19 protein-coding genes and 1 tRNA gene are annotated in these 18,979 nt (G+C 69.8%); 5 read left to right on the forward strand and 15 right to left on the reverse strand.

Annotated elements, in window-relative coordinates:
• The first annotated feature begins 67 nt into the window (after positions 1 to 67).
• Together QE397_RS18355 and QE397_RS18360 are read left to right on the forward strand one after the other, a co-directional pair.
• Positions 68 to 889: an alpha/beta fold hydrolase gene (locus tag QE397_RS18355; RefSeq protein WP_307096573.1), complete on the forward strand. Its 822-nt coding sequence runs from the start codon at positions 68 to 70 to the stop codon at positions 887 to 889.
• On the forward strand, positions 886 to 1,272 hold the full coding sequence (locus QE397_RS18360) for a VOC family protein (RefSeq protein ID WP_307096575.1): 387 nt from the start codon (positions 886 to 888) through the stop codon (positions 1,270 to 1,272). The genes QE397_RS18355 and QE397_RS18360 overlap by 4 nt, the downstream gene beginning before the upstream one ends.
• Before the next feature lie 64 nt (positions 1,273 to 1,336).
• Here QE397_RS18360 and QE397_RS18365 read toward each other — a convergent pair.
• The 3 genes from QE397_RS18365 to QE397_RS18375 all read right to left on the reverse strand — a co-directional run bounded on the left by QE397_RS18365 (position 1,337) and on the right by QE397_RS18375 (position 3,627).
• Positions 1,337 to 1,412: transfer RNA gene (locus tag QE397_RS18365), tRNA-Thr, on the reverse strand.
• Between the two features lie 62 nt (positions 1,413 to 1,474).
• Complete coding sequence (locus QE397_RS18370) at positions 1,475 to 2,662, reverse strand: DNA polymerase III subunit delta' (protein ID WP_307096578.1); 1,188 nt, start codon at positions 2,660 to 2,662, stop codon at positions 1,475 to 1,477.
• Positions 2,663 to 2,673: 11 nt separating this feature from the next.
• Positions 2,674 to 3,627, reverse strand: a complete 954-nt coding sequence (locus QE397_RS18375; RefSeq protein ID WP_307096580.1) for a DUF808 domain-containing protein — start codon at positions 3,625 to 3,627, stop codon at positions 2,674 to 2,676.
• A gap of 32 nt (positions 3,628 to 3,659) precedes the next feature.
• Between QE397_RS18375 and QE397_RS18380 the strand changes: the two genes are divergently transcribed.
• On the forward strand, positions 3,660 to 4,787 hold the full coding sequence (locus QE397_RS18380) for a type IV toxin-antitoxin system AbiEi family antitoxin domain-containing protein (RefSeq protein ID WP_307096582.1): 1,128 nt from the start codon (positions 3,660 to 3,662) through the stop codon (positions 4,785 to 4,787).
• Here the strand turns inward: QE397_RS18380 and QE397_RS18385 are convergent.
• The 4 genes from QE397_RS18385 to QE397_RS18400 all read right to left on the reverse strand — a co-directional run bounded on the left by QE397_RS18385 (position 4,784) and on the right by QE397_RS18400 (position 9,430).
• Complete coding sequence (locus tag QE397_RS18385) at positions 4,784 to 5,332, reverse strand: DUF664 domain-containing protein (RefSeq protein WP_307096584.1); 549 nt, start codon at positions 5,330 to 5,332, stop codon at positions 4,784 to 4,786. The genes QE397_RS18380 and QE397_RS18385 overlap by 4 nt on opposite strands.
• Before the next feature lie 62 nt (positions 5,333 to 5,394).
• Positions 5,395 to 8,343: a type I DNA topoisomerase gene (topA, locus tag QE397_RS18390; protein WP_307096586.1), complete on the reverse strand. Its 2,949-nt coding sequence runs from the start codon at positions 8,341 to 8,343 to the stop codon at positions 5,395 to 5,397.
• Between the two features lie 167 nt (positions 8,344 to 8,510).
• Entirely contained in the window at positions 8,511 to 9,098 is a 588-nt protein-coding gene (locus QE397_RS18395; protein ID WP_222638935.1) for a hypothetical protein, read from the reverse strand.
• Between the two features lie 128 nt (positions 9,099 to 9,226).
• Positions 9,227 to 9,430 carry a cold-shock protein gene (locus tag QE397_RS18400; RefSeq protein WP_005248460.1) on the reverse strand — a complete coding sequence of 68 codons (204 nt, stop codon included), beginning with the start codon at positions 9,428 to 9,430 and terminating at the stop codon, positions 9,227 to 9,229.
• Positions 9,431 to 9,774: 344 nt separating this feature from the next.
• Between QE397_RS18400 and QE397_RS18405 the strand changes: the two genes are divergently transcribed.
• Entirely contained in the window at positions 9,775 to 12,069 is a 2,295-nt protein-coding gene (locus tag QE397_RS18405; RefSeq protein ID WP_307097622.1) for a DEAD/DEAH box helicase, read from the forward strand.
• Here QE397_RS18405 and QE397_RS18410 read toward each other — a convergent pair.
• The gene (locus tag QE397_RS18410; protein ID WP_222650618.1) at positions 12,066 to 13,403 is read right to left on the reverse strand and encodes a cytochrome P450; all 1,338 of its coding nucleotides are present in this window, start codon (positions 13,401 to 13,403) and stop codon (positions 12,066 to 12,068) included. The two genes, QE397_RS18405 and QE397_RS18410, sit on opposite strands and share 4 nt — an antisense overlap.
• Before the next feature lie 113 nt (positions 13,404 to 13,516).
• Between QE397_RS18410 and QE397_RS18415 the strand changes: the two genes are divergently transcribed.
• Positions 13,517 to 14,128, forward strand: coding sequence for a DUF998 domain-containing protein (locus tag QE397_RS18415; protein WP_222633343.1), 612 nt, complete (start codon positions 13,517 to 13,519; stop codon positions 14,126 to 14,128).
• A gap of 157 nt (positions 14,129 to 14,285) precedes the next feature.
• Here QE397_RS18415 and QE397_RS18420 read toward each other — a convergent pair whose 3' ends face one another.
• From QE397_RS18420 to ssd, 7 genes are read right to left on the reverse strand one after another with little or no spacing between them, the layout of a single operon-like run.
• On the reverse strand, positions 14,286 to 14,630 hold the full coding sequence (locus QE397_RS18420; protein ID WP_222647570.1) for an Rv3654c family TadE-like protein: 345 nt from the start codon (positions 14,628 to 14,630) through the stop codon (positions 14,286 to 14,288).
• The gene (locus QE397_RS18425; protein WP_197027832.1) at positions 14,623 to 14,928 is read right to left on the reverse strand and encodes a TadE family type IV pilus minor pilin; all 306 of its coding nucleotides are present in this window, start codon (positions 14,926 to 14,928) and stop codon (positions 14,623 to 14,625) included. Before QE397_RS18425 ends, QE397_RS18420 begins: the two co-directional genes overlap by 8 nt.
• Positions 14,929 to 14,963: 35 nt before the next feature.
• Positions 14,964 to 15,164: a DUF4244 domain-containing protein gene (locus QE397_RS18430; protein ID WP_307096592.1), complete on the reverse strand. Its 201-nt coding sequence runs from the start codon at positions 15,162 to 15,164 to the stop codon at positions 14,964 to 14,966.
• Positions 15,165 to 15,221: 57 nt separating this feature from the next.
• A complete protein-coding gene (locus tag QE397_RS18435; RefSeq protein ID WP_307096595.1) occupies positions 15,222 to 15,791 on the reverse strand; it encodes a type II secretion system F family protein in 570 nt (189 codons plus the stop codon).
• Positions 15,788 to 16,561 carry a type II secretion system F family protein gene (locus tag QE397_RS18440; RefSeq protein ID WP_307097624.1) on the reverse strand — a complete coding sequence of 258 codons (774 nt, stop codon included), beginning with the start codon at positions 16,559 to 16,561 and terminating at the stop codon, positions 15,788 to 15,790. Before QE397_RS18440 ends, QE397_RS18435 begins: the two co-directional genes overlap by 4 nt.
• Complete coding sequence (locus tag QE397_RS18445) at positions 16,561 to 17,742, reverse strand: TadA family conjugal transfer-associated ATPase (protein ID WP_307096596.1); 1,182 nt, start codon at positions 17,740 to 17,742, stop codon at positions 16,561 to 16,563. The genes QE397_RS18440 and QE397_RS18445 overlap by 1 nt, the downstream gene beginning before the upstream one ends.
• A complete protein-coding gene (gene ssd / locus QE397_RS18450; RefSeq protein ID WP_307096598.1) occupies positions 17,739 to 18,797 on the reverse strand; it encodes a septum site-determining protein Ssd in 1,059 nt (352 codons plus the stop codon). The genes QE397_RS18445 and ssd overlap by 4 nt, the downstream gene beginning before the upstream one ends.
• Between the last annotated feature and the right edge of the window lie 182 nt (positions 18,798 to 18,979).

An 18,979-nucleotide genomic window follows, 5' to 3' on the forward strand; every position in this document is an offset into this window, starting at 1 on the left:
CCCGGTCAGGCGTGCAGGAACCTTGTCGTCAGCCACTGATCGGGACCCACGAAACCTGGAGGTCGCCATGCCCTACATCACCACCACCGACGGAACCGAGATCTACTACACCGAGCAGGGCACCGGAAAGCCCGTGGTGCTGAGCCACGGATGGCCGCTGTCGTCGGATGCCTGGCAGGTCGAGCTCAAGCTGCTCGCCGACGCCGGCTACCGGGCCATCGCCCACGATCGCCGCGGACACGGCCGGTCGTCCAAGACCTACACCGGCAACGACATGGACACCTACGCCCGTGACCTCGCCGAGCTCGTCGAGGCTCTGGATCTGCAGGAACTGACGTTGATCGGCCACTCGACCGGCGGCGGCGAAGTCGTCCGCTACGCCGCCCAGCACGGCGGATCCCGCGTCGCCCGCGTCATCACTGCCGGCGCCGTCCCGCCCATCATGCTGAAGTCGGAGTCCAACCCGGAGGGCACTCCGATCGAGGCACTGAACGACATCCGCGACGGCGTGCTGACCGACCGCTCGCAGTTCTACCAGGATCTCGCGCAGCCGTTCTTCGGCGCCAACCGTGACGGCGCCGCGGTCTCGCAAGGCGCGATCGACGACTTCTGGCGTCAGGGAATGCTCGTCAACCTCGCTGCCGCCTACGACTGCGTGAGAGCGTTCTCCGAGACCGACTTCACCGAGGATCTGAAGGCGCTGACGGTCCCGATCTTCATCGCCCAGGGTGACGACGACCAGATCGTCCCCATCGCGGCGGCGGCCCAGAAGTCCATCGACCTCGTCCGGGACGGCACGTTGAAGGTGTACCCGGGCGCACCGCACGGCATCTACGGCGACTACCAGAAGGCCCTGGACGCAGACATTCTCGACTTCCTCGCCCGATGACCACCCCCCTCGCCCTCGGGCCCGTCGGCAACGTCTTCTACTTCGTCGACGATCTCGAGGCCGCAGTCGAGTGGTACTCCGCCCGGCTGGGTCGCACACCGATCCAGCGGGGCGGGGCACTGGTGGCCTACGACATCGACGGGGTGCGGCTCACGCTGCACGAGAACGACGACTACAACTCGTCCGGGCCGGCCGGAGTCTCCGCCTACTGGACCGTGACCGACTTGGATGCGATCGTCGCGGACTGGACAGCCCACGGAGCGGTTGCACACCGGGGACCCAAGACGGTCTTCACCGGTGAACGTCTGTGCCAGCTGCTCGATCCGTTCGGCAATCTGTTCTCGGTGCGACAGGCTCCCGCAGAGATGGATGTCAACGGCTAGGACAGGGGATCAGAGACCAGAAAAGCGGCCACGCGTATCGCGAGGCCGCTTTTTCTGAACTGTGTGGAGCCGCCTAAGAGAATCGAACTCTTGACCTTTTCATTACGAGTGAAATGCTCTACCGACTGAGCTAAGGCGGCGCGGCTCCCTGAGGAGCCATCGCAAGTTTAACCGGTCCCCCCGCCCGAACCCAAAACGGGGGTCAGCGGGCCGCCGCGCCCAGTGTGGCGACCATCGCGTCGACCGCGAACTTGGGCTTGACGTTCATCTCCAGCGCTTCGCGGCACCGGAGGATCGCCTCGATGCACTGCAGCAACGACTCGGGAGTCGACACCGAGGCGAGGCCGCGGGCCTGGTCCTCCATGTCGGGGTGCGTCATCGTCGACGAGGCGCCGTACGACTGTGCGAGAGCGTCGCGGTACAGCCCGGCAAGGTCGATGAGTGCCCGGTCCAGCGAGTCACGACCGGTACGAGTGCGCCTCGACTTCTGCCGCTGTTCCAGTTCCTTGAGCACGCCGGCGGATCCGCGCAGCGCGCCCGCTGCACCCTTGCCGGTGCCGCCGGCGCCGAGGGACGTCCGCAGTTCGTCGGTCTCCCGCTCGTCGCGGTCGGCGTTGATCTGCACCGCGTCGGACTCGGCGGCCTTCACCAGTTCCTCGACCACCGCGTACTGGGTGGCGGGGCGGAGCGCCGCCTTGGCGATGCCCAGTGCCCGCTGCCGTCGCTCGCGTGCCTCGGGGTCCGTCGCCAAGCGGCGCGCGCGGCCCACGTGTCCGCCGCCCACCGAGGCGGCCCACGCGGCGGTCTTCTCGTCCAGGCCGTCGTTCTCCCGCAGTACGCGTGCGATGTCCGCGGGTTTGGGCGTCACCAGAGCCACGTGCCGGCAGCGCGAGCGGATGGTGACGGCGATGTCCTCCGGATCCACGGACGGTGCGCAGAGCAGGAATATGGTGCGGGCCGGCGGCTCCTCGACCGCCTTGAGGAGCGCGTTGTAGGCGCGCTCGCCCAGCCTGTCCGCGTCCTCGATGACCACGATCTGCCACGTCCCCGTGGTGGGGCGACGCGCTGCCATCTGCACCACCTCGCGCATCTCCTTGACAGAGATGCTGAGGCCCTGCGGCACGATGCGGCGCACGTCGCCGTGGGTGCCGTGCATGGTGGTGGTGCAGGCGTGGCAGTGGCCGCACCCGATGACGTCCGGGTCCGTGCACTGCAGCGCAGCCGCGAAGCAGACAGCGGCGATGGAGCGGCCGGACCCGGGAGGCCCGGTGAACAGCCACGAGTGCGTCATGCGGGAACCGATGTCACCCTCACGCGCAGCCGCCGCCGCGTCGGACAGCTCGGCGACCACCTCGTGCTGACCGACCAACCGTTCGAACACTCGCGCCATGGGAGGAGAGCTTAGTGCTCCTGTGCGACAGCCCCACCGCGACGCTTGGCCAGCAACGAGGACACCCCGGTCATCACGGCCACGACGATCGAGCCGACGACGAGACCGATCAGCGCGGATGCCAGCGTGTCGACCATCCAGGCCAGCACACCCCCGATACCGGCGACGTCGTGGACCGCGTCCTCCATGTGGTGGACGAACTCGTAGATCGGGTGGAAGCCCAGCTCGTCGATGCCGTTGAGCAGGATGTGGCCACCGACCCACAGCATCGCCGCGGTGCCCACCACGGACAGCACCGCCATGACCTTGGGCATGCCCTTGACCAGGCCGCGCCCGACTGTCTGCGCGATGCCCGACGAGGTGTCGGCCAACCGGAGACCGATGTCGTCCATCTTCACGATGAGACCGACCACGCCGTAGACGAGGACGGTGATCACCACGGCGACGACGGCCAGGATGATCAGCCGACTCCAGAAACCCTCGGCGGCGATGGTGTCGAGCGCGATGACCATGATCTCGGCGGACAGGATGAGATCGGTGCGCACGGCTCCGGCGACGACGGTGTCCTCGTCGCGAGGTCCGTCCTCGTCGTGATCGTGAGCGCCGTGTCCGGAGATGGCGCCCCAGATCTTGTGCATCGCTTCGTAACTGAGGTAGGCACCGCCGACCATGAGGATCGGCGTCAGCAGCCACGGCAGGAACTGGCTCAGCAGCAGCGCGATCGGCAGGATGATGAGCAGCTTGTTGCGGAGCGACCCGAGGGCGATGCGCCGCACGATGGGGAGCTCGCGTTCGGCGGCGAGGCCGCGCACGTACTGCGGCGTCACGGCGGTGTCGTCGATGACCACACCGGCGGCCTTGGCCGTCGCCTTGCCGGTCGCGGCACCGACGTCGTCGATCGACGCCGCCGCCAGCCTGGCAAGCGCTGCCACGTCGTCGAGCAGGGCTACGAGTCCGCCGGCCATCAGTACTCCCGAAGTAGGTCAGTGGTTCGAGAGTGAGAGTACCGCTCCAGGGGTGGGCTCGGCCGCGCATCTCGCAGCAGTTCGCGCAGGCCCTGGACCGTCGCGAACTGCCGAGAGGTGCGCGTACATTCTCCATCCCCAGCCTGTGGATCACGGCCGACGACTCGACGCCCGCATCGCGCACCCTTCGATGCATGTGTCTGATCCCCCGAGCCGATCTCCGACGACGCGGCGTGTCCGACGGTGAGGTACGCGCTGCTGTCCGGTCCGGTTCGATCGTTCCCGTGCGCCGCGGCGTCTACGTCGATCCGGCGACGACCGACCTGTCCGACGACCGCACCCGCCGACTGCTCGAGCTACGCGCCGCCGTCCTCTCCTCCGACAGCGATCTGGTGGTGAGCCACAGCTCGGCAGCGCTGGTCCACGGCATCGACCTGTGGCCCGACATCGATCGTCGAGCACACCTGACGGCGAATCGATCCGGCGGTGGTCGGGCCGGCACGTCGCGCGTCGTGCACGCATCGCCACTGCACCCGGACGACGTGACGACGGTCGACGGGGTGCGTGTCACCTCGCTCGCCAGAACCGTCGTCGACCTCGCCTGTAGTCGGCCGTTCGAGTCCTCGGTCTGCTCCGGCGATGCTGCTCTGCGCCGAACATCGGCGGACGATCTGGCTGCGACGCTGGCCCGAGCGCACGGTCGTCGCGGGATCGACAGGGCGCGGCGGGCCATCGCCTTCATGGACGGTGGCGCCGAGAGCGTGGGTGAGTCTCGGAGCCGGGTCTACCTGCACCGGCACGGCCTCCCCGCTCCTGCGCTCCAATGCGACGTCCTCGACGAGAGCGGACGCTTCGTGGGACGGCCGGACTTCCTGTTCGACGGAGTGATCGGCGAGTTCGACGGGCTCGCGAAGTACCGCGAGTACGGGGATGCAGCGGATGTGGTGATCGCCGAGAAACTGCGCGAGGACCGGTTGCGCTCACTGGAGTGGCGGATCGAACGGTGGACGTGGAACGACCTGGCGACGTCGGCTCTCGCCGATCGTCTCCGGGCAGCGCTCACAGCAACAGAAGGACGCGCACCCCTCGGCAGTACGCGCAGGCACGGGACGGTCGCGAACTGCGGGGAGGTGCGCGTCCAGGACGGCAATCGCGCCTAGAACTCCAACCCCATGTCACCCGCCACCACACCCATCGTCGACTGCCCGTCCAGAGCCTCGCGGAGGATGTCGGCGTGCCCGCTGTGATGGGCGATCTCGCGCAACAGGTGCAGCAGTACGCGCCGCGCCGTCCACCAGATGCGCTCCGGCGCCCACGGTGCGGTGGGTTGCGGGATCAGGTCGTCGAGGTTGCCGAGCGCGGCGATGCACTGCTCCAGCGCTCGGCCGGCACAGTCGAGTTCGGCCAGCACCTGTTCGATCGACTCCGGCACCTCGGGCTCGCCCGATCCCGAGAAGTCGACGGTCGAGTTCTCGTCGCGCTCCTCGAGCATGGTCACGTTCCCGCGGATCACCGACGCGACGTGCGCGATCAGCGAGGCGAGCGTGAACTCACTGACGGTCGTGCGCCGACGCGCCTGCTCATCGGTGATCCCCCGCGCCGTGATCGCGAGCATCCCGCGCTGATCGGCCAGGATGGTGACCAGATCGAGCTTCTCGCCCGTGACGTCGACCGACGGCCCCACGGATGTGTACGTCCCCGCCATGATGTGCCCCTCTCCTCGTGTGTGAGGAGAACGCTAAGGGCAATCGCGGACAGGTGCGGTCCTCAGGACTCGGCGGGCGGCGCCTTCTTCGCAGCGGTCTTCGTGGCGGCCGCCTTCTTCGCGGGAGCCTTCTTGGCCGGCGTCTTCTTCGCTGCCGCCTTCTTGGCGGGAGCCTTCTTCGCCGGCGCCTTCTTGGTGGCCTTCTTCTTCACGGGCCCGCGAGCGCGACGATCCGCGAGGAGTTCCATGGCCCGCTCGTCGGTGATGGTGCCCACCTCGTCGCCCTTGCGCAGGCTGGCGTTGGCCTCACCGTCGGTGACGTACGGACCGAAGCGGCCGTCCTTGATCACCATCGGCTGACCACTGACAGTGTCCACACCGAGTTCGCGCAGCGGCGGCGTGGCCGCACCCTGACGTCCGCGACGCTTGGGCTCGGAGTAGATCTTCAGAGCCTCCTCGAGGGAGACGGTGAAGATCTGGTCCTCGGTGGCCAGCGAGCGGGAGTCGGTGCCCTTCTTGAGGTAGGGACCGTAGCGCCCGTTCTGCGCCGTGATCTCTTCCTTGCTCTCGGGATCGACGCCCACCACGCGCGGCAACGACAGCAGCTTCAGCGCGTCGTCCAACGTGACCGTCGCGAGATCCATCGACTTGAGCAACGAACCCGTTCGCGGCTTCGGTGCGGTCGCTTTCTTGGCGGCCTTCTTGGCGGGAGCCTTCTTCGCCGCCTTGGTGGCCACGGCGGTGCCGCCGCCCCCGTCGGACGAATGCTGTTCCACCGGAACGATGTCCGGGGTGGGCTCGGGCTCCTCGGGGATGACCTCGGTGACGTACGGCCCGAATCGTCCTTCCTTGGCGACGATCTCGTGACCCGACAGCGGGTCGACACCGAGCTTGCGACCCTCCTGCGGAGTCGCGAACAGCTTCTCGGCGAACTCGAGCGTCAGCTCGTCCGGCGGAAGGTCGTCGGGCAGGTTGGCGCGCTGCGAGATCGGATCCCCGTCGGGATCGTCCGGGTTCTGCACCATCCGTTCGAGGTACGGGCCGTAGCGACCGACGCGGACGTGTACGTCGCGACCTTCGGAGTCGTCGAACAGGTGGATCGAGTTGATGACGCGAGCGTCGATGTCCTCGAGGTTCTGGCCGACCATCTTCTTCAGTCCGCCGGACCGTGCGACCGACCCCTCCGTGCCGTTCTCACCGCCGAAGTAGAAGGCGGACAACCAGTCTCCACGTCGTTCGCGGCCACCGGCGATGGCGTCGAGGTCGTCCTCCATGCCTGCGGTGAAGTCGAAGTCGACCAACCGGCCGAAGTGCGCCTCCAGCAACGCGATCACGGAGAACGCCACCCATGACGGCACCAGGGCGCTACCGCGCTTGTAGACGTATCCGCGGTCGAGGATGGTCTTGATGATCGACGAGTACGTCGACGGGCGACCGATGCCGAGTTCCTCGAGCGTCTTGATGAGCGACGCCTCGGTGAAGCGGGCCGGTGGGTTGGTGGTGTGACCGTCGGGATCGAGACCGGTGGCCGTGACCGCCTGTCCCTGCTCGAGAACCGGCAACCGGGACTCGGCGTCGTCGGACTGTCCGCCGGCCTGGTCGTCGACACTCTCGACGTAAGCCTTGAGGAAGCCGGCGAACGTGATGGTGCGTCCCGACGCGACGAAGGTGCACTCCTCACCGGTACCCGCGGTGCCCGAGATGCGCAGCGACAGAGTGGTTCCGCGCGCATCCGCCATCTGGGATGCGACCGTGCGCTGCCAGATGAGTTCGTAGAGGCGGAACTCGTCGGTGTCCAGCGAGCTGTGCAGTTGGCCCGGCGTCGCGAAGGAGTCACCGGCGGGGCGGATGGCCTCGTGCGCCTCCTGCGCGTTCTTCACCTTGCGGGTGTACTGCCGCGGGGTGTCGTGCACGTACTCGGGGCCGTACAGCTCGGTGGCCTGACGACGTGCGGCATCGATCGCCGACGCCGACAGGTTCGTCGAGTCGGTACGCATGTAAGTGATGTAGCCGTTCTCGTACAACCGCTGCGCGATACGCATGGTGCGCTCGGAGGACATACGGAGCTTGCGACCGGCCTCCTGCTGCAGGGTCGAGGTCATGAACGGGGGGTACGGACGACGCGTGTACGGCTTGGACTCGACCGACGCGACGGTCAGATCGACACCGTCCAGAGCCTCGGACAACCGGCGTGCGCGAGCCTCGTCGAGAACGATGACGCCCTCGGACTTGAGTTTGCCGTCGGCACCGAAGTCGCGTCCCGACGCGACACGAGAGCCGTCGACGTTGACCAGGCGCGCACCGAACGCCCGCGGCGTCGCCTCGGCGCCGGCGTCGAGCTGCGCCGAGATGTCCCAGTACTCGGCCGATCGGAACGCCATGCGCTCACGTTCGCGCTGCACGATGACACGTGTGGCCACCGACTGGACGCGGCCCGCCGACAGCTTCGGCATGACTTTCTTCCACAGCACCGGCGAGACCTCGTAGCCGTACAGGCGGTCGAGGATGCGGCGCGTCTCCTGGGCGTCGACGAGGTCGGTGTCCAGTTCGCGGGTGTCGGCGGCGGCGGCGAGGATGGCCGGCTCGGTGATCTCGTGGAAGACCATCCGTCGAACCGGAATCTTCGGCTTGAGCGTCTCGAGGAGATGCCACGCGATGGCCTCGCCCTCGCGGTCGGGGTCGGTGGCGAGGTAGAGCTCGTCGGCGTCCTTGAGCAGGCTCTTGAGCTCGGCGACCTTGCCCTTCTTCTCCGGGCTGACGACGTAGAGAGCCTCGAAGTCGTGGTCCACGTCGACACCGAGACGAGCCCAGGACTCGCCCTTGTACTTGGCCGGAACGTCTGCAGCACCACGCGGGAGATCTCGGATGTGCCCGACCGAGGCCTCGACCACGTAGTTCTTGCCCAGATAGGGCGCGATCTTCTTGGCCTTGGTGGGTGACTCGACGATCACGAGACGCCGAAGCCCGGACGCGCCGGACGACGAGTTCCCCGTGCTGTCTCCTGCTGCCACCTGCTGCCGAACCTTCCTGGTCCCCGCGAGAGGGAACCCGTTCACCTGCGTCGATACCCCGAACCGTTCGAAGCCGACACACTACAGAGTGACACACACGTGCAACTCGTATGTGACACCGCGGCCCATCGACCATCGGTGACCTCCGTCCGAGTCCCCCTCTTCCTCTACACGAGGACGGGCCACCCGCCCGCGGCGAGAGCGCCCGGTGGCGGCTCGCCGATGTTCTCGATGAGCCTGGTCACCCGACGTCGACCGGTGATCCGGAGTGCCGGCGTCCCTCCGTGGGTTCCCACCAGAGTCGGCGCCACACCGGCGCGCATCAACGACTGGGCGAGCACCGGATGCGTGTCGGGGGCGTGCGGATCGAGTCCGAGGACGAACCGGGCGCCGCCGGCCTCCTGCCGTCCCGCCGCGACCACCCAGGCCCGCAGGGCGCGCGGTCCGGGCACCCAACCCCCGGGCACCGCCTTCACCGCTCCCCGGACCCACTCCGCGGCGAGCGACGCCAGCTCGGGCACCGGCTCGGTCCGGACCAGTGGCCGTCCCTCGTCGGTCGTCGTGATCTCGGCGTCGAAGCCGCACGACTCGATCAGGTCGGCCACCGCGTGGGCACGCCAGGTGGCGTCGACGACGACGGAGATGCGCGTGCGCCCGGACACGATCACGGGCTGACCCTGCGCAGCCAGCAGCCCGGCGAGGTCGGCCGCGTCGGGCGGCGTCGACTCGGCGGAGAAGAAGGACAACTGGCTCACGATCGCGACAGTAAGCCACGAACGCCCCGCCGGCGTGGTGTCCGCGACGCAGTGTCACGGAAACGAGACGTCCCCCGCCACCTCGGAAGGCGACGGGGGACGTGTCGGTAGAGACTGTCCGATCGAGATCAGACGGCGCGGACGCCCGTGGCCTGGGGGCCCTTGGTGCCCTGTCCGACCTCGAACTCCACGCGCTGGTTCTCCTCGAGGGTGCGGAAGCCGCTGCCCTGGATCTCGGAGTAGTGGACGAAGACGTCAGCGGAGCCGTCCTCGGGTGCGATGAAGCCGAAGCCCTTTTCGGCGTTGAACCACTTCACAGTTCCCTGTGCCATGCTTGTCTATCCTTTTCTTGAACACCGGATGCGATGAACGGCACTTACAGTCCATCGGGCCGGTTCCGACCGCTGTGATGATCCCCCCCAAGAGTCACCCCGTGGGCAGAGCTTCACGCACCGCGCTCGCAACATTAGATCCTGCGAGCGTGAAAACGAACACAGAAGCTGCGACCGAGAACAGTGAACCACGTCGGACGGCGGCGCGACAGTCGACGAGACAACAACTTCGTAAATATCCTCGCGGGCTCTGTCCGCCCGTTCTTCTACGATCGACACGAGCACCGAGGGAGTGAGAGACAGTGAGCACGACGACCGACGCACCGGCCTCCTCGTTCGGCGGAATGCTGCTCGGACGAGCGCTGGCGGGAACGCCGCCGGGAGAGTCTCCGCTGACCCATGCGGCGGAGCTGCCGGGACGTGAGTCCCGGTACGCCGCATGGCCGCAGTGGCTCGAGCCCGCGGTCGTCGAGGTCTTCCAGGACTGCGGGATCCCGCAGCCGTGGACCCACCAGGCAGAGGCCGCGTCGCTCGCGTGGTCGGGCCGCAACGTGGTGGTCTCGACGGGCACGGCGTCGGGCAAGTCGCTGGCGTACCGGATGCCCGTGCTGTCCCGTCTGTCGACCGACGCGCGCGCCACCGCGCTCTACCTCGCGCCCACCAAGGCGCTGGGGGCAGACCAGCTTCGGGCTGCAGTGGACATGACGGACTCGCTCGCCGCGCGGGGCTTCCCGGACATCGCACCGAGTGCGTACGACGGCGACACACCCCTCGAGGTGCGCCAGTGGGCCCGGGCGAACTCACGGTGGATCTTCACCAACCCCGACATGCTGCACATCTCGCTGCTCAAGGGCCATCAGCGGTGGGCGCACTTCTTCCGCAACCTGGCGTACGTCGTCGTCGACGAATGTCATTCGTATCGCGGGGTGTTCGGCTCCAACGTCGCCCTGATCCTGCGACGACTCCGGCGCATCGCCGCGCGCTACGGCGCCGCGCCCGTCGTCGTTCTCGCGAGCGCCACCGCGTCGAATCCCGGGGCCGCGGCCAGTCGCCTGGTCGGTGCACCGTGCGAGGAGATCACCGAGGACGGATCTCCCCACGGTCCCCGGACCGTCGCCCTGTGGGAGCCACCGCTTCTGGACGTCACGGGTGAGAACGGGGCGCCGATCCGGCGCGCCGCCGGTTCCGAGGCCGCACGCATCATGGCCGACCTCGTCGTCGAGGGCGCCCGGACGCTGACGTTCGTCCGTTCCCGACGCGGCGCGGAGCTGACGGCACTGGGTACCGCGCGGCTGCTCGCGGACGTCGATCCCGATCTGCCGCAGCGCATCGCGGCATACCGGGCCGGATACCTCGCCGACGACCGCCGCGAACTCGAGCGGTCGCTGTCCGACGGCACCCTGCTCGGCGTGGCCACCACCAACGCACTCGAGCTCGGCGTCGACATCGCGGGGCTCGACGCCGTCGTCGTCGCCGGCTTCCCGGGGACGGTCGCGTCGTTCTGGCAGCAGGCCGGCCGCTCCGGTCGCCGCGGCCAGGGGTCGCTGGTGATCCTGGTGGGCCGGGACGACCCGCTCGACACGTACCTCGTGCACCATCCGGCCGCGTTGCTGGACAAGCCCATCGAGGCGACGGTCACCGATCCCACCAACCCCTACGTGCTGGGGCCACAGCTGCTCTGCGCGGCCATGGAACTCCCGCTGACCGACGACGAGGTGATCGAGCTCGGCGCTCAGGACGTCGCGCAGTCCCTCGCGGACCGGGGTCTGCTCCGCCGTCGGCCGCACGGGTGGTACATCACCGCGGACGCGACCCCCCATGCGGCGGTGGACATCCGGGGCGGTATCGGGTCGCAGATCGCGATCGTCGACGGCTCCACCGGACGCATGCTCGGCACCGTCGACGCCGGCCGCGCGCCCTCGACGACCCACCCCGGCGCTGTCCACATCCATCAGGGCGAGTCGTTCGTCGTGGACACGCTCGACTTCGAGGAAGGCCTCGCGGTGGTGCACCCCGAGGAGCCCGAGTGGACCACCTCGGCGCGCGAGATCACCGACATCGTGATCGAGGACGTGCACGAACAGCAGTCGTACGGGGAGGTCGACGTCGCGCTGGTGCAGGTCCAGGTGAGCCACCAGGTGGTCGGATACCTCCGCAGACTGCCGTCCGGAGAGATTCTCGACTCCGTGGAACTCGACATGCCGATGCAGGAACTCCACACGCGCGCAGTCATGTACACGATCACGCCGGAGTTGCTCGAGTCCGCCGGCGTGACCGCCGAACGTGTCCCCGGGTCGCTCCACGCGGCGGAGCACGCGGCCATCGGTCTGCTGCCCCTCGTCGCGACATGCGACCGATGGGACATCGGCGGCGTGTCGACGGCACTGCACGCCGACACCGGCCTGCCGACGGTCTTCGTCTACGACGGGTACGACGGTGGCGCCGGATTCGCCGACCGCGGCCACGCCGTCATCGGCATCTGGCTCTCCGCGACCCGCGAGGCCATCGCGTCGTGCGAGTGTGTCTCGGGGTGCCCGTCCTGCGTGCAGTCACCCAAGTGCGGCAACGGAAACGATCCGTTGGACAAGGACGGCGCCGTGCGCGTGCTCGACGCCGTCCTCGCCTGTCTGGAGGGTTAGGCAGACACGGTGGCCGGTTCGCCGAGCGCCACCGGTAGCGTGCGGAACCCGTGCAGCACACGGGTGTCCCGCTTGACGCCGGTGCCGGCGGACGACAGATGCGGGAAGCGGTCGAACAGCGTGCGCAGTCCCACCTCGCTCTCCGCGCGCGCGAGTGCGGCGCCGAGGCAGTAGTGGCGCCCACCCGAGAACGACAGGTGCTTGTTGGCGTTGGACCGACCGACGTCGAAGGTGTCGGCGTCGTCGAAGACCTGCGGGTCCCGATTACCGGCCGCGAGGACGCACACCACCAGATCGCCGGCCTCGAGGTCCATGCCTTCGAGGGTGACGGAACCCTTCGCGACGCGGGCCGTCATCTGCACCGGCGACTCGAGCCGCAGCATCTCGTCGACGGCCGTTCCCCACAGCGACGGATCGTCCTGCAGTCGCGCGAGCTGGTCGGGGTTGTTCATCAGCAGATTGATGCCGCTGCCGAGCAGGTTGACCGTCGTCTCGAACCCTGCCGCCAACACCAGACCCGCGGTGGCGCGGAGTTCCCGATCGTTCAGGTACACCCCGTCCTCGGACGCCGCGATGAGCTGACTCATCAGATCGTCGCCCGGGTTGTCGCGCAATCCCGCGATGTGGGTGGCGAGCCACCGGTCGAAGCCCTCGAGGCCCTGCTCGACCTCGCGGAACTGCGACCACGTCAGACCGACGTCGAGACTGGGCGCCGCGAGTTCGCCGAACTCGAGCACCTTGTCGCGGTCCGCCTCCGGCACGCCGAGGATGTCACCGATGACGGCGACCGGAAGCTTGGCGCAGTACGACGACACGATGTCGACCGTGCCGCCGCCCGCGGCCACGAGTTCGTCGAGAAGCGTGTCGGCCACCTGCTGCACGTTGTCGCGCATCGCGTTGACGGCGCGCGCGGTGAACACCGACGACACCAGCTTGCGGTAGCGGGTGTGCGAGGGCGGCTCGACCGACAGCAGCGACGGCGGCGCCAGCGGGTGCAGAGCGGCGGTTCGGGTGCGACGCTCGATCGCCCGCAGCGGCTTCGGGAGATTGCCGCCCACGACGACGGTGCGGTAGTCGTCCGAGCGCAGGAGGTCGAAGATCAGCCCGTGGTCGACGGTGAGGTAGGCGACGCGGCCCTTGACGATCTTTCCCCGGTCGCGAATCTCCTGGTAGACGACACCGGGGTTCGCGCGAGTCACCGGATCGGCGATGAGCTTGGCCTGCGGGTCACCGATCTTGATGCCGCGTGTGGCGAAGAAGCGCACCACTCCGTGCACCGCGAACCACCGCAGCCGCGATCGTGCCTCGTCCTTGACGTCCGCCACTCTCGACATTCCGATTCCCCCGATGCTCGGCCTGCGATAACCCGGTTGCGCGTTACCGCACGTCACACGTGTGACTCACCTCATGATGCGCCGGTCACGACGCCGGTGTCTACCGTCGTGTCATGACCCTGCGTCGGAGCGTCGCCTCCTTGTGGATCGCCACAGTCCTCTACTGGCCGATGCAGGTGATCGTCTCGCGTTCCTGGACCACCCCGTACAGCTGGCGTGACGACGTCATCAGCGCCCTCGGTGCGGCGACGTGCACCGACTACTGCTCGCCCGATCACGTCGTCATGAACGCGACGTTCGTGGCCGTGGGCGGCGCCACCGCAGCGGGCGCGGCGCTCCTGGTACGTCCCTCGGTGGGCATCGCACGGACGGGGTGGATCCTCGTGGCGCTCTCCGGTCTCGCGACGTGCGCCGTCGGGTTCCTCCCGATGGACGTCGCACCGGTCCCCCACACCGTCGCGGCGCAGGTGCACTTCGGCCTGCAGCTCGCCGGAATGCTGTGTGTCGCACGATCCGTCGGTCGAGTCGCCTCGCGATTCACCTACGCCTGCAGTGCGATCGCCGTGGTGGGCGGCATCGCCTTCCTCAGCCCCGGGAAATGGGGACTGGGCTCGGGTGTCACCGAGCGGCTCGCCCTCGACACCCTGAACGTGTGGACCATCGGCATGGGCGTGCTCCTGCTGGCGCGATCGTGGAATCCAGGCCCCGGAATCCGGGGTCGATAGTCCACGATCACCGAGGCACCAGTTGCGTGTCTCTGTGAGGCGGGCTGCTGCACGAGCCGCCATGGCCGCCAGCGCGAAGACCGGCCGCCCCGTCGCACCGGAAGTACGCAGGCTCGCCGAGTCGCGCTGACCGACATATCGAGGTGCTGGTCCACGATCACTCCTCCACCGGCCCCGCCCGCGCAGAGGCCACCGCGTCCCTCTCCCCGAAGCGCAGCAGCGCGATCCGCACTCGCACCCGGACCTGCACGTCCCACTCCTCCACCGCGCATCCGTCCAGCACCGCATCCATCCGCGCAGCCGACGCCGTCGCCGCCGCGCACCCCGCCTCGGACCCCGACGTCAGTGCGGCGGCACCCGCCAACGCGGCGAGGTCCGCCGCCGACTGCGCCTGATGACGGGCCGAGACGGCGGCACCCACCGAGACCACCGCAGCGGTCACCACCACCAGCGCCGCCGTGACGAACGCTCCCAGCACAGTCGCCGAACCGCGGTCATCCACCCGTCGGCTCCGCCGTCGCCACCGCACTCGCCGACACCGTCAACCCGGGCAGCGGCGACGACGCCTCCACTCGCACCGTCACCAGATCGCCGACGCGCGACACCGTCACCCGCGCACCGGGCGGGGCCACCACCGTCGCCGACGTCACCGCGCTCTCGTCTCCGAGCGCCGAGAGCCGGGCACCCTCCCGCGCCGCGTCGATGCACCGGATGTGCTCGGTGACGGTGACCAGCGCACCGAGGCACAACACCAGGACGGCGACGATCGACGAGATCGCCAGCGCCGCCTCGACCGTCACCGCCCCGCTGTCGCCCGTGAGACCCGAGTCCGCCGTCAGACCTGTGTCTGCAGCGCCTTGTCGATGATGGACGTCAACGCGGTCACGATGCTGTCGCCCGTCACCACCGTGTAGAGCACGGCACCGAACGCCGCCGCCGCGATGGTGCCGATGGCGTACTCGGCCGTCGACATCCCGTCGTCCTCCCGCGCCACCATCAGGATGCGCGCGCCCACCTCGGTCAGGATCTTGCTCATGTTCTCCCCCTTCGTATTCCGAGGAGGACGTTCCCCCTCGGCGTTCTCGGGCGGGGGTCACATCACCCCGCCGTTCAGGACGGACCCGGCAAGCCCGATCACCACGGGCACGATGCCGAGGCAGACGAACGCGGGCAGGAAGCACAGCCCCAGCGGTCCGCTCACCATCACTCCGGCGCGTTCGCCCGCGGCAGCGGCGGCATCGTCGGCCCGCACGCGCAGATCGGCTGCCGCCTCGGCGGTCGCGTCGGCCATCGAGGTTCCCGACCGCGCCGAGCGGAGGATGACGCGTGCCACCGACTCGGTGTCGGCATGCGCCGCCAGCGCCGACCAGGCTGCATCAGGATCCGCTCCGAGAGTGAGCAACTGGGCGGCGCGGCGCAGTGCCGACGCCATGGGTTCGGGCGCGACGGAGGACACCGCCGAGGATGCGCTGCCGATGTCGAGTCCCCCACGGAGACAGGCGGACAGCAGGTCCAACGCGCCCGCGGTGGCGTGGTGGTCCGTCGGCGCCACCCCCACCGATACGGAACCGTTCGCGCCCGGCACCCGGAGCCGGGCGCGCACACCGACGGCGGGCGGGAGCGCGAGCACCGCGGCGGCGAAGAGCACGAGGGCGATCGTCACGGTGCCACCTTCGCGACGATGGCGTCGGTCCAGAGCAGCCCGGCGCAGGCGAGGGCCACTCCGACGACCAGCATGATGCCGCCGGCGCCGCCTCCGGTGAGAACCGCGAGGGGCGCTGCGCCCATGGCCTGGCCGAGCAGGACGCCGACGGCGGGCAGCGCGGCGAGGACCATCGCCGTGGCGCGCGGGCCGGCCATGGACGCCTCGATGCGCCGGGCCGAGCGTCCGCGATCGCGCAGATCGGAGCGCACCGCGTCGAGCAGTGCCGCGAGACCCAGCCCGTGCACCTCGGCCACGCGCCACACGGCACCCACCCGATCCCACGCCGGCCCGTGTCCGCCGACACGCACGGCATCCGACATCGTGCCGCCCAGTTCCGCACGGGCCGCGGCCGCGGCGAAGACGGTGCCGACCGGCCCGGGGTGCTCGCGCGCAGCGGTGCGGCAGGCCGTGGCCGGGTGGGCTCCCACGCGGAGTTCGGCCACCATCGTCTCGAGCGCCGCCGCCAGGGTGTCCCCCGCGCGGCGACGGTCCAACCGCACAGCGCCTCGGGTGCGCCGCAGGGCGACCGTTCCCAGCACGACGGCCACCGCGGCGCCCACCGCGGCACCGAGACCCAGCGCTGCCGCGCCTGCCGCCACCGGTATCCAGGCAGGCGCCGGCACTCGCACCGACCCGAGCGAGCGTCGGCGCACCGGTCCGAGGCGCCGGCGCGCCTCCGCGCAGGGCAGCACCAGCAGAGCCGCCGCGAGACAGACCGCCGCGAGCATCACGCGGACCCCTCCCGCCGACGCAGGATCGCGGTGAGAGCGTCGAGTCCTGGACCTCGTGCCCGCGTTCGCGACCAGGCGTCGACCACGGTGCACAGCCCGCGGTCGTCCCGTTCGAGCACGCCGATGGACGACAGCACACGCTGCCCGCTCGGCGTGCGGGCGGTGTGCAGCACCACCTGCACCGCGGCGGCGAACTGGCTGTGCAACGCCGCCCGGTCCATGCCACCGAGGGCCGCCAGCGCTTCGAGTCGTGCGGGTACCTCGTCGGGCGAGTTGGCGTGCACGGTGCCCGCACCGCCGTCGTGTCCGGTGTTGAGCGCGGTGAGCAGGTCGACGACCTCGGCACCGCGGACCTCGCCCACCACGATGCGATCGGGACGCATGCGCAGGGCCTGACGCACCAGATCGCGCACTCCCACCTGGCCCACTCCCTCCACGTTCGCGGGCCGGGCGACGAGCCGCACCACGTGGGGGTGCGAGGGCGCCAGTTCGGCGGCGTCCTCGACACAGATGATGCGCTCGGCCGCGTCCACCTCACCGAGAAGTGCCGCCAGCAATGTCGTCTTGCCGGTTCCTGTGCCACCGACCACGAGGAAGGCCAGGCGTCCGGACACGATGCGGCGCAACAGATCCTCGGCGCCGTCGGCGAACGCCCCGGTCGCGGCGAGCGCTGCCAGACCCTGCGTCGCGGGACGGAGCACACGGAGCGACAGGCACGTCCCGCCCTGCGCCACCGGCGCGAGAACGGCGTGCAGTCGCACTCCGAACGACCCGGGATCGATCCCGGGCAGACGACCGTCCACCCACGGCTGCGCATCGTCGAGCCGCCGCCCGGCCGACAGCGCCAGCCGCTGGGCGAGGCGGCGCACGGCGGCCTCGTCCCCGAACCCGACGCCGGCTCGCCGCAGACCCTGTCCCCGGTCCACCCACACGTCGTCGGGTCCGGTGACCAACACGTCGGTCACGCCGGGCTCGCGCAGGACGGCGTCGAGCACGCCGGCACCGCGGAACTCGGTGTCCAGGAGATGCAGTGCGCGCAGCAGATCCGCGTCACCGAGCACGCCGCCCGCCTCGGCCCGGAGCGCCTCCGCGATGAGGGCGGGCGTCGGATCCCGGTCGGCGTCGACGAGGCGCACCCGGACGCGATCGAGCAGATCCGTCGACACCCATCCCGTCATGTCGTGGGCGCCGAGGTGAGCAGTGCCAGGACGTCGCCGGCAGCTCGCGCCAGGGGAGATCGGCGGCCGAGGACCAGTCCACGCCCGTCGAGCATCGCGGCGAGTCGACGCTCGGGGCGCACGGAGGCGAGCAGGGGAAGACCCACCACGTCGGCCACCTCCGCGGCCGTCAGTCCGGACGGCGCGGGACCGCGGACCACCACTCCCACGTTGGCCGATGTCGAGGTGATCGACCGGGCGAGACACTGCGCCGCCGCGGCCGACCGCACCGTCGCCGGGACCAGCACGACCACCAGATCTGCCGCCTGCACGGACATCTCGTGAATGGGGCCTGCGCGCGGTACGTCGCACACGACGACCTCGCCCGCCGTGACTCCGGCGTCGACGACGGCGCGCCAGGCCGCTGCCGTGATGGTGTTCGTCTGCTCGCGCCGGGTCGAGAGCACCGCCAGATCGCCGCGCCCGGGCAGCGCGTGATGCAGTGCGTCGGCCGTGACGGTTCCGCCGTCGATCACCAGTTCCGGCCAGCGCAGGCCCGGTGTGCCGTCAAGTCCCGTGACGAGGTCCATCCCGCCGCCCACCGCGTCTCCGTCCATCAACACGGTGCGCCCGGACCGGGACGCGACGACGGCCGATGCCGCGGCGAACACGGACGCACCGGCGCCGCCGCAACCGCCCACCACCGTCACGACCACACCGCCACCGACGGGGACGCGTGCGGCCGCGGACAGCACCCCCATGAGATCGGCCTCCTGCGCCGGCAGCGCGAGCACACGGGAGGTGCCGAGCCGCGACGCGCTCTGCCAGGCCTCGACGTCCGCCGGTCCGTCGGTCACGACGACGACACCGGGATGCCTCGGAAGGTGTTCCCGCACTGCTCGTTCGGCAGCTGCCGTTCCCAGCACGACGATGTCCGAGGACTGCCACAGCGCACGGTCCGGCAGCGCGCCGAGGTGCGACGACTCCCGACCCGCGGCGGCGGCGATGCGCCGGACACGATCGGAGAGTGCGGTGTCGGGCACGATCACCAGGAGTGCTGAATCGAGGTCGGTCACGCCGTCGATCGTGCGGCGTCCGCGGTCGGTCCGCCAGAGCGGCGAGCCGAACCTGTGGACAACTCGGTACCCGGGGACGGCGCCTGCACCAGCGCGGAGAAGGTGCTACCGCACCGGAAGTAGGGGACGACCCCCGCCAGGGGGGGGGAGGAGGCGGGGGTCGTCGGAGTTCAGCCCCGGGG

Source organism: Rhodococcus sp. SORGH_AS_0301, assembly GCF_030818285.1.
Lineage (GTDB): Bacteria > Actinomycetota > Actinomycetes > Mycobacteriales > Mycobacteriaceae > Rhodococcoides.

What these genes read in the sequence shown, in the direction of transcription:
- QE397_RS18385 (WP_307096584.1), bottom strand. Translation starts at nt 5,332, where the DNA reads ATGGCGGGGACGTACACATCCGTGGGGCCGTCGGTCGACGTCACGGGC.
- QE397_RS18360 (WP_307096575.1), top strand. Translation starts at nt 886, where the DNA reads ATGACCACCCCCCTCGCCCTCGGGCCCGTCGGCAACGTCTTCTACTTC.
- QE397_RS18355 (WP_307096573.1), top strand. Translation starts at nt 68, where the DNA reads ATGCCCTACATCACCACCACCGACGGAACCGAGATCTACTACACCGAG.
- QE397_RS18410 (WP_222650618.1), bottom strand. Translation starts at nt 13,403, where the DNA reads ATGTCGAGAGTGGCGGACGTCAAGGACGAGGCACGATCGCGGCTGCGG.
- QE397_RS18405 (WP_307097622.1), top strand. Translation starts at nt 9,775, where the DNA reads ATGCTGCTCGGACGAGCGCTGGCGGGAACGCCGCCGGGAGAGTCTCCG.
- QE397_RS18445 (WP_307096596.1), bottom strand. Translation starts at nt 17,742, where the DNA reads ATGACGGGATGGGTGTCGACGGATCTGCTCGATCGCGTCCGGGTGCGC.
- QE397_RS18415 (WP_222633343.1), top strand. Translation starts at nt 13,517, where the DNA reads ATGACCCTGCGTCGGAGCGTCGCCTCCTTGTGGATCGCCACAGTCCTC.
- QE397_RS18370 (WP_307096578.1), bottom strand. Translation starts at nt 2,662, where the DNA reads ATGGCGCGAGTGTTCGAACGGTTGGTCGGTCAGCACGAGGTGGTCGCC.
- QE397_RS18430 (WP_307096592.1), bottom strand. Translation starts at nt 15,164, where the DNA reads ATGAGCAAGATCCTGACCGAGGTGGGCGCGCGCATCCTGATGGTGGCG.
- QE397_RS18440 (WP_307097624.1), bottom strand. Translation starts at nt 16,561, where the DNA reads ATGCTCGCGGCGGTCTGTCTCGCGGCGGCTCTGCTGGTGCTGCCCTGC.
- QE397_RS18400 (WP_005248460.1), bottom strand. Translation starts at nt 9,430, where the DNA reads ATGGCACAGGGAACTGTGAAGTGGTTCAACGCCGAAAAGGGCTTCGGC.
- QE397_RS18375 (WP_307096580.1), bottom strand. Translation starts at nt 3,627, where the DNA reads ATGGCCGGCGGACTCGTAGCCCTGCTCGACGACGTGGCAGCGCTTGCC.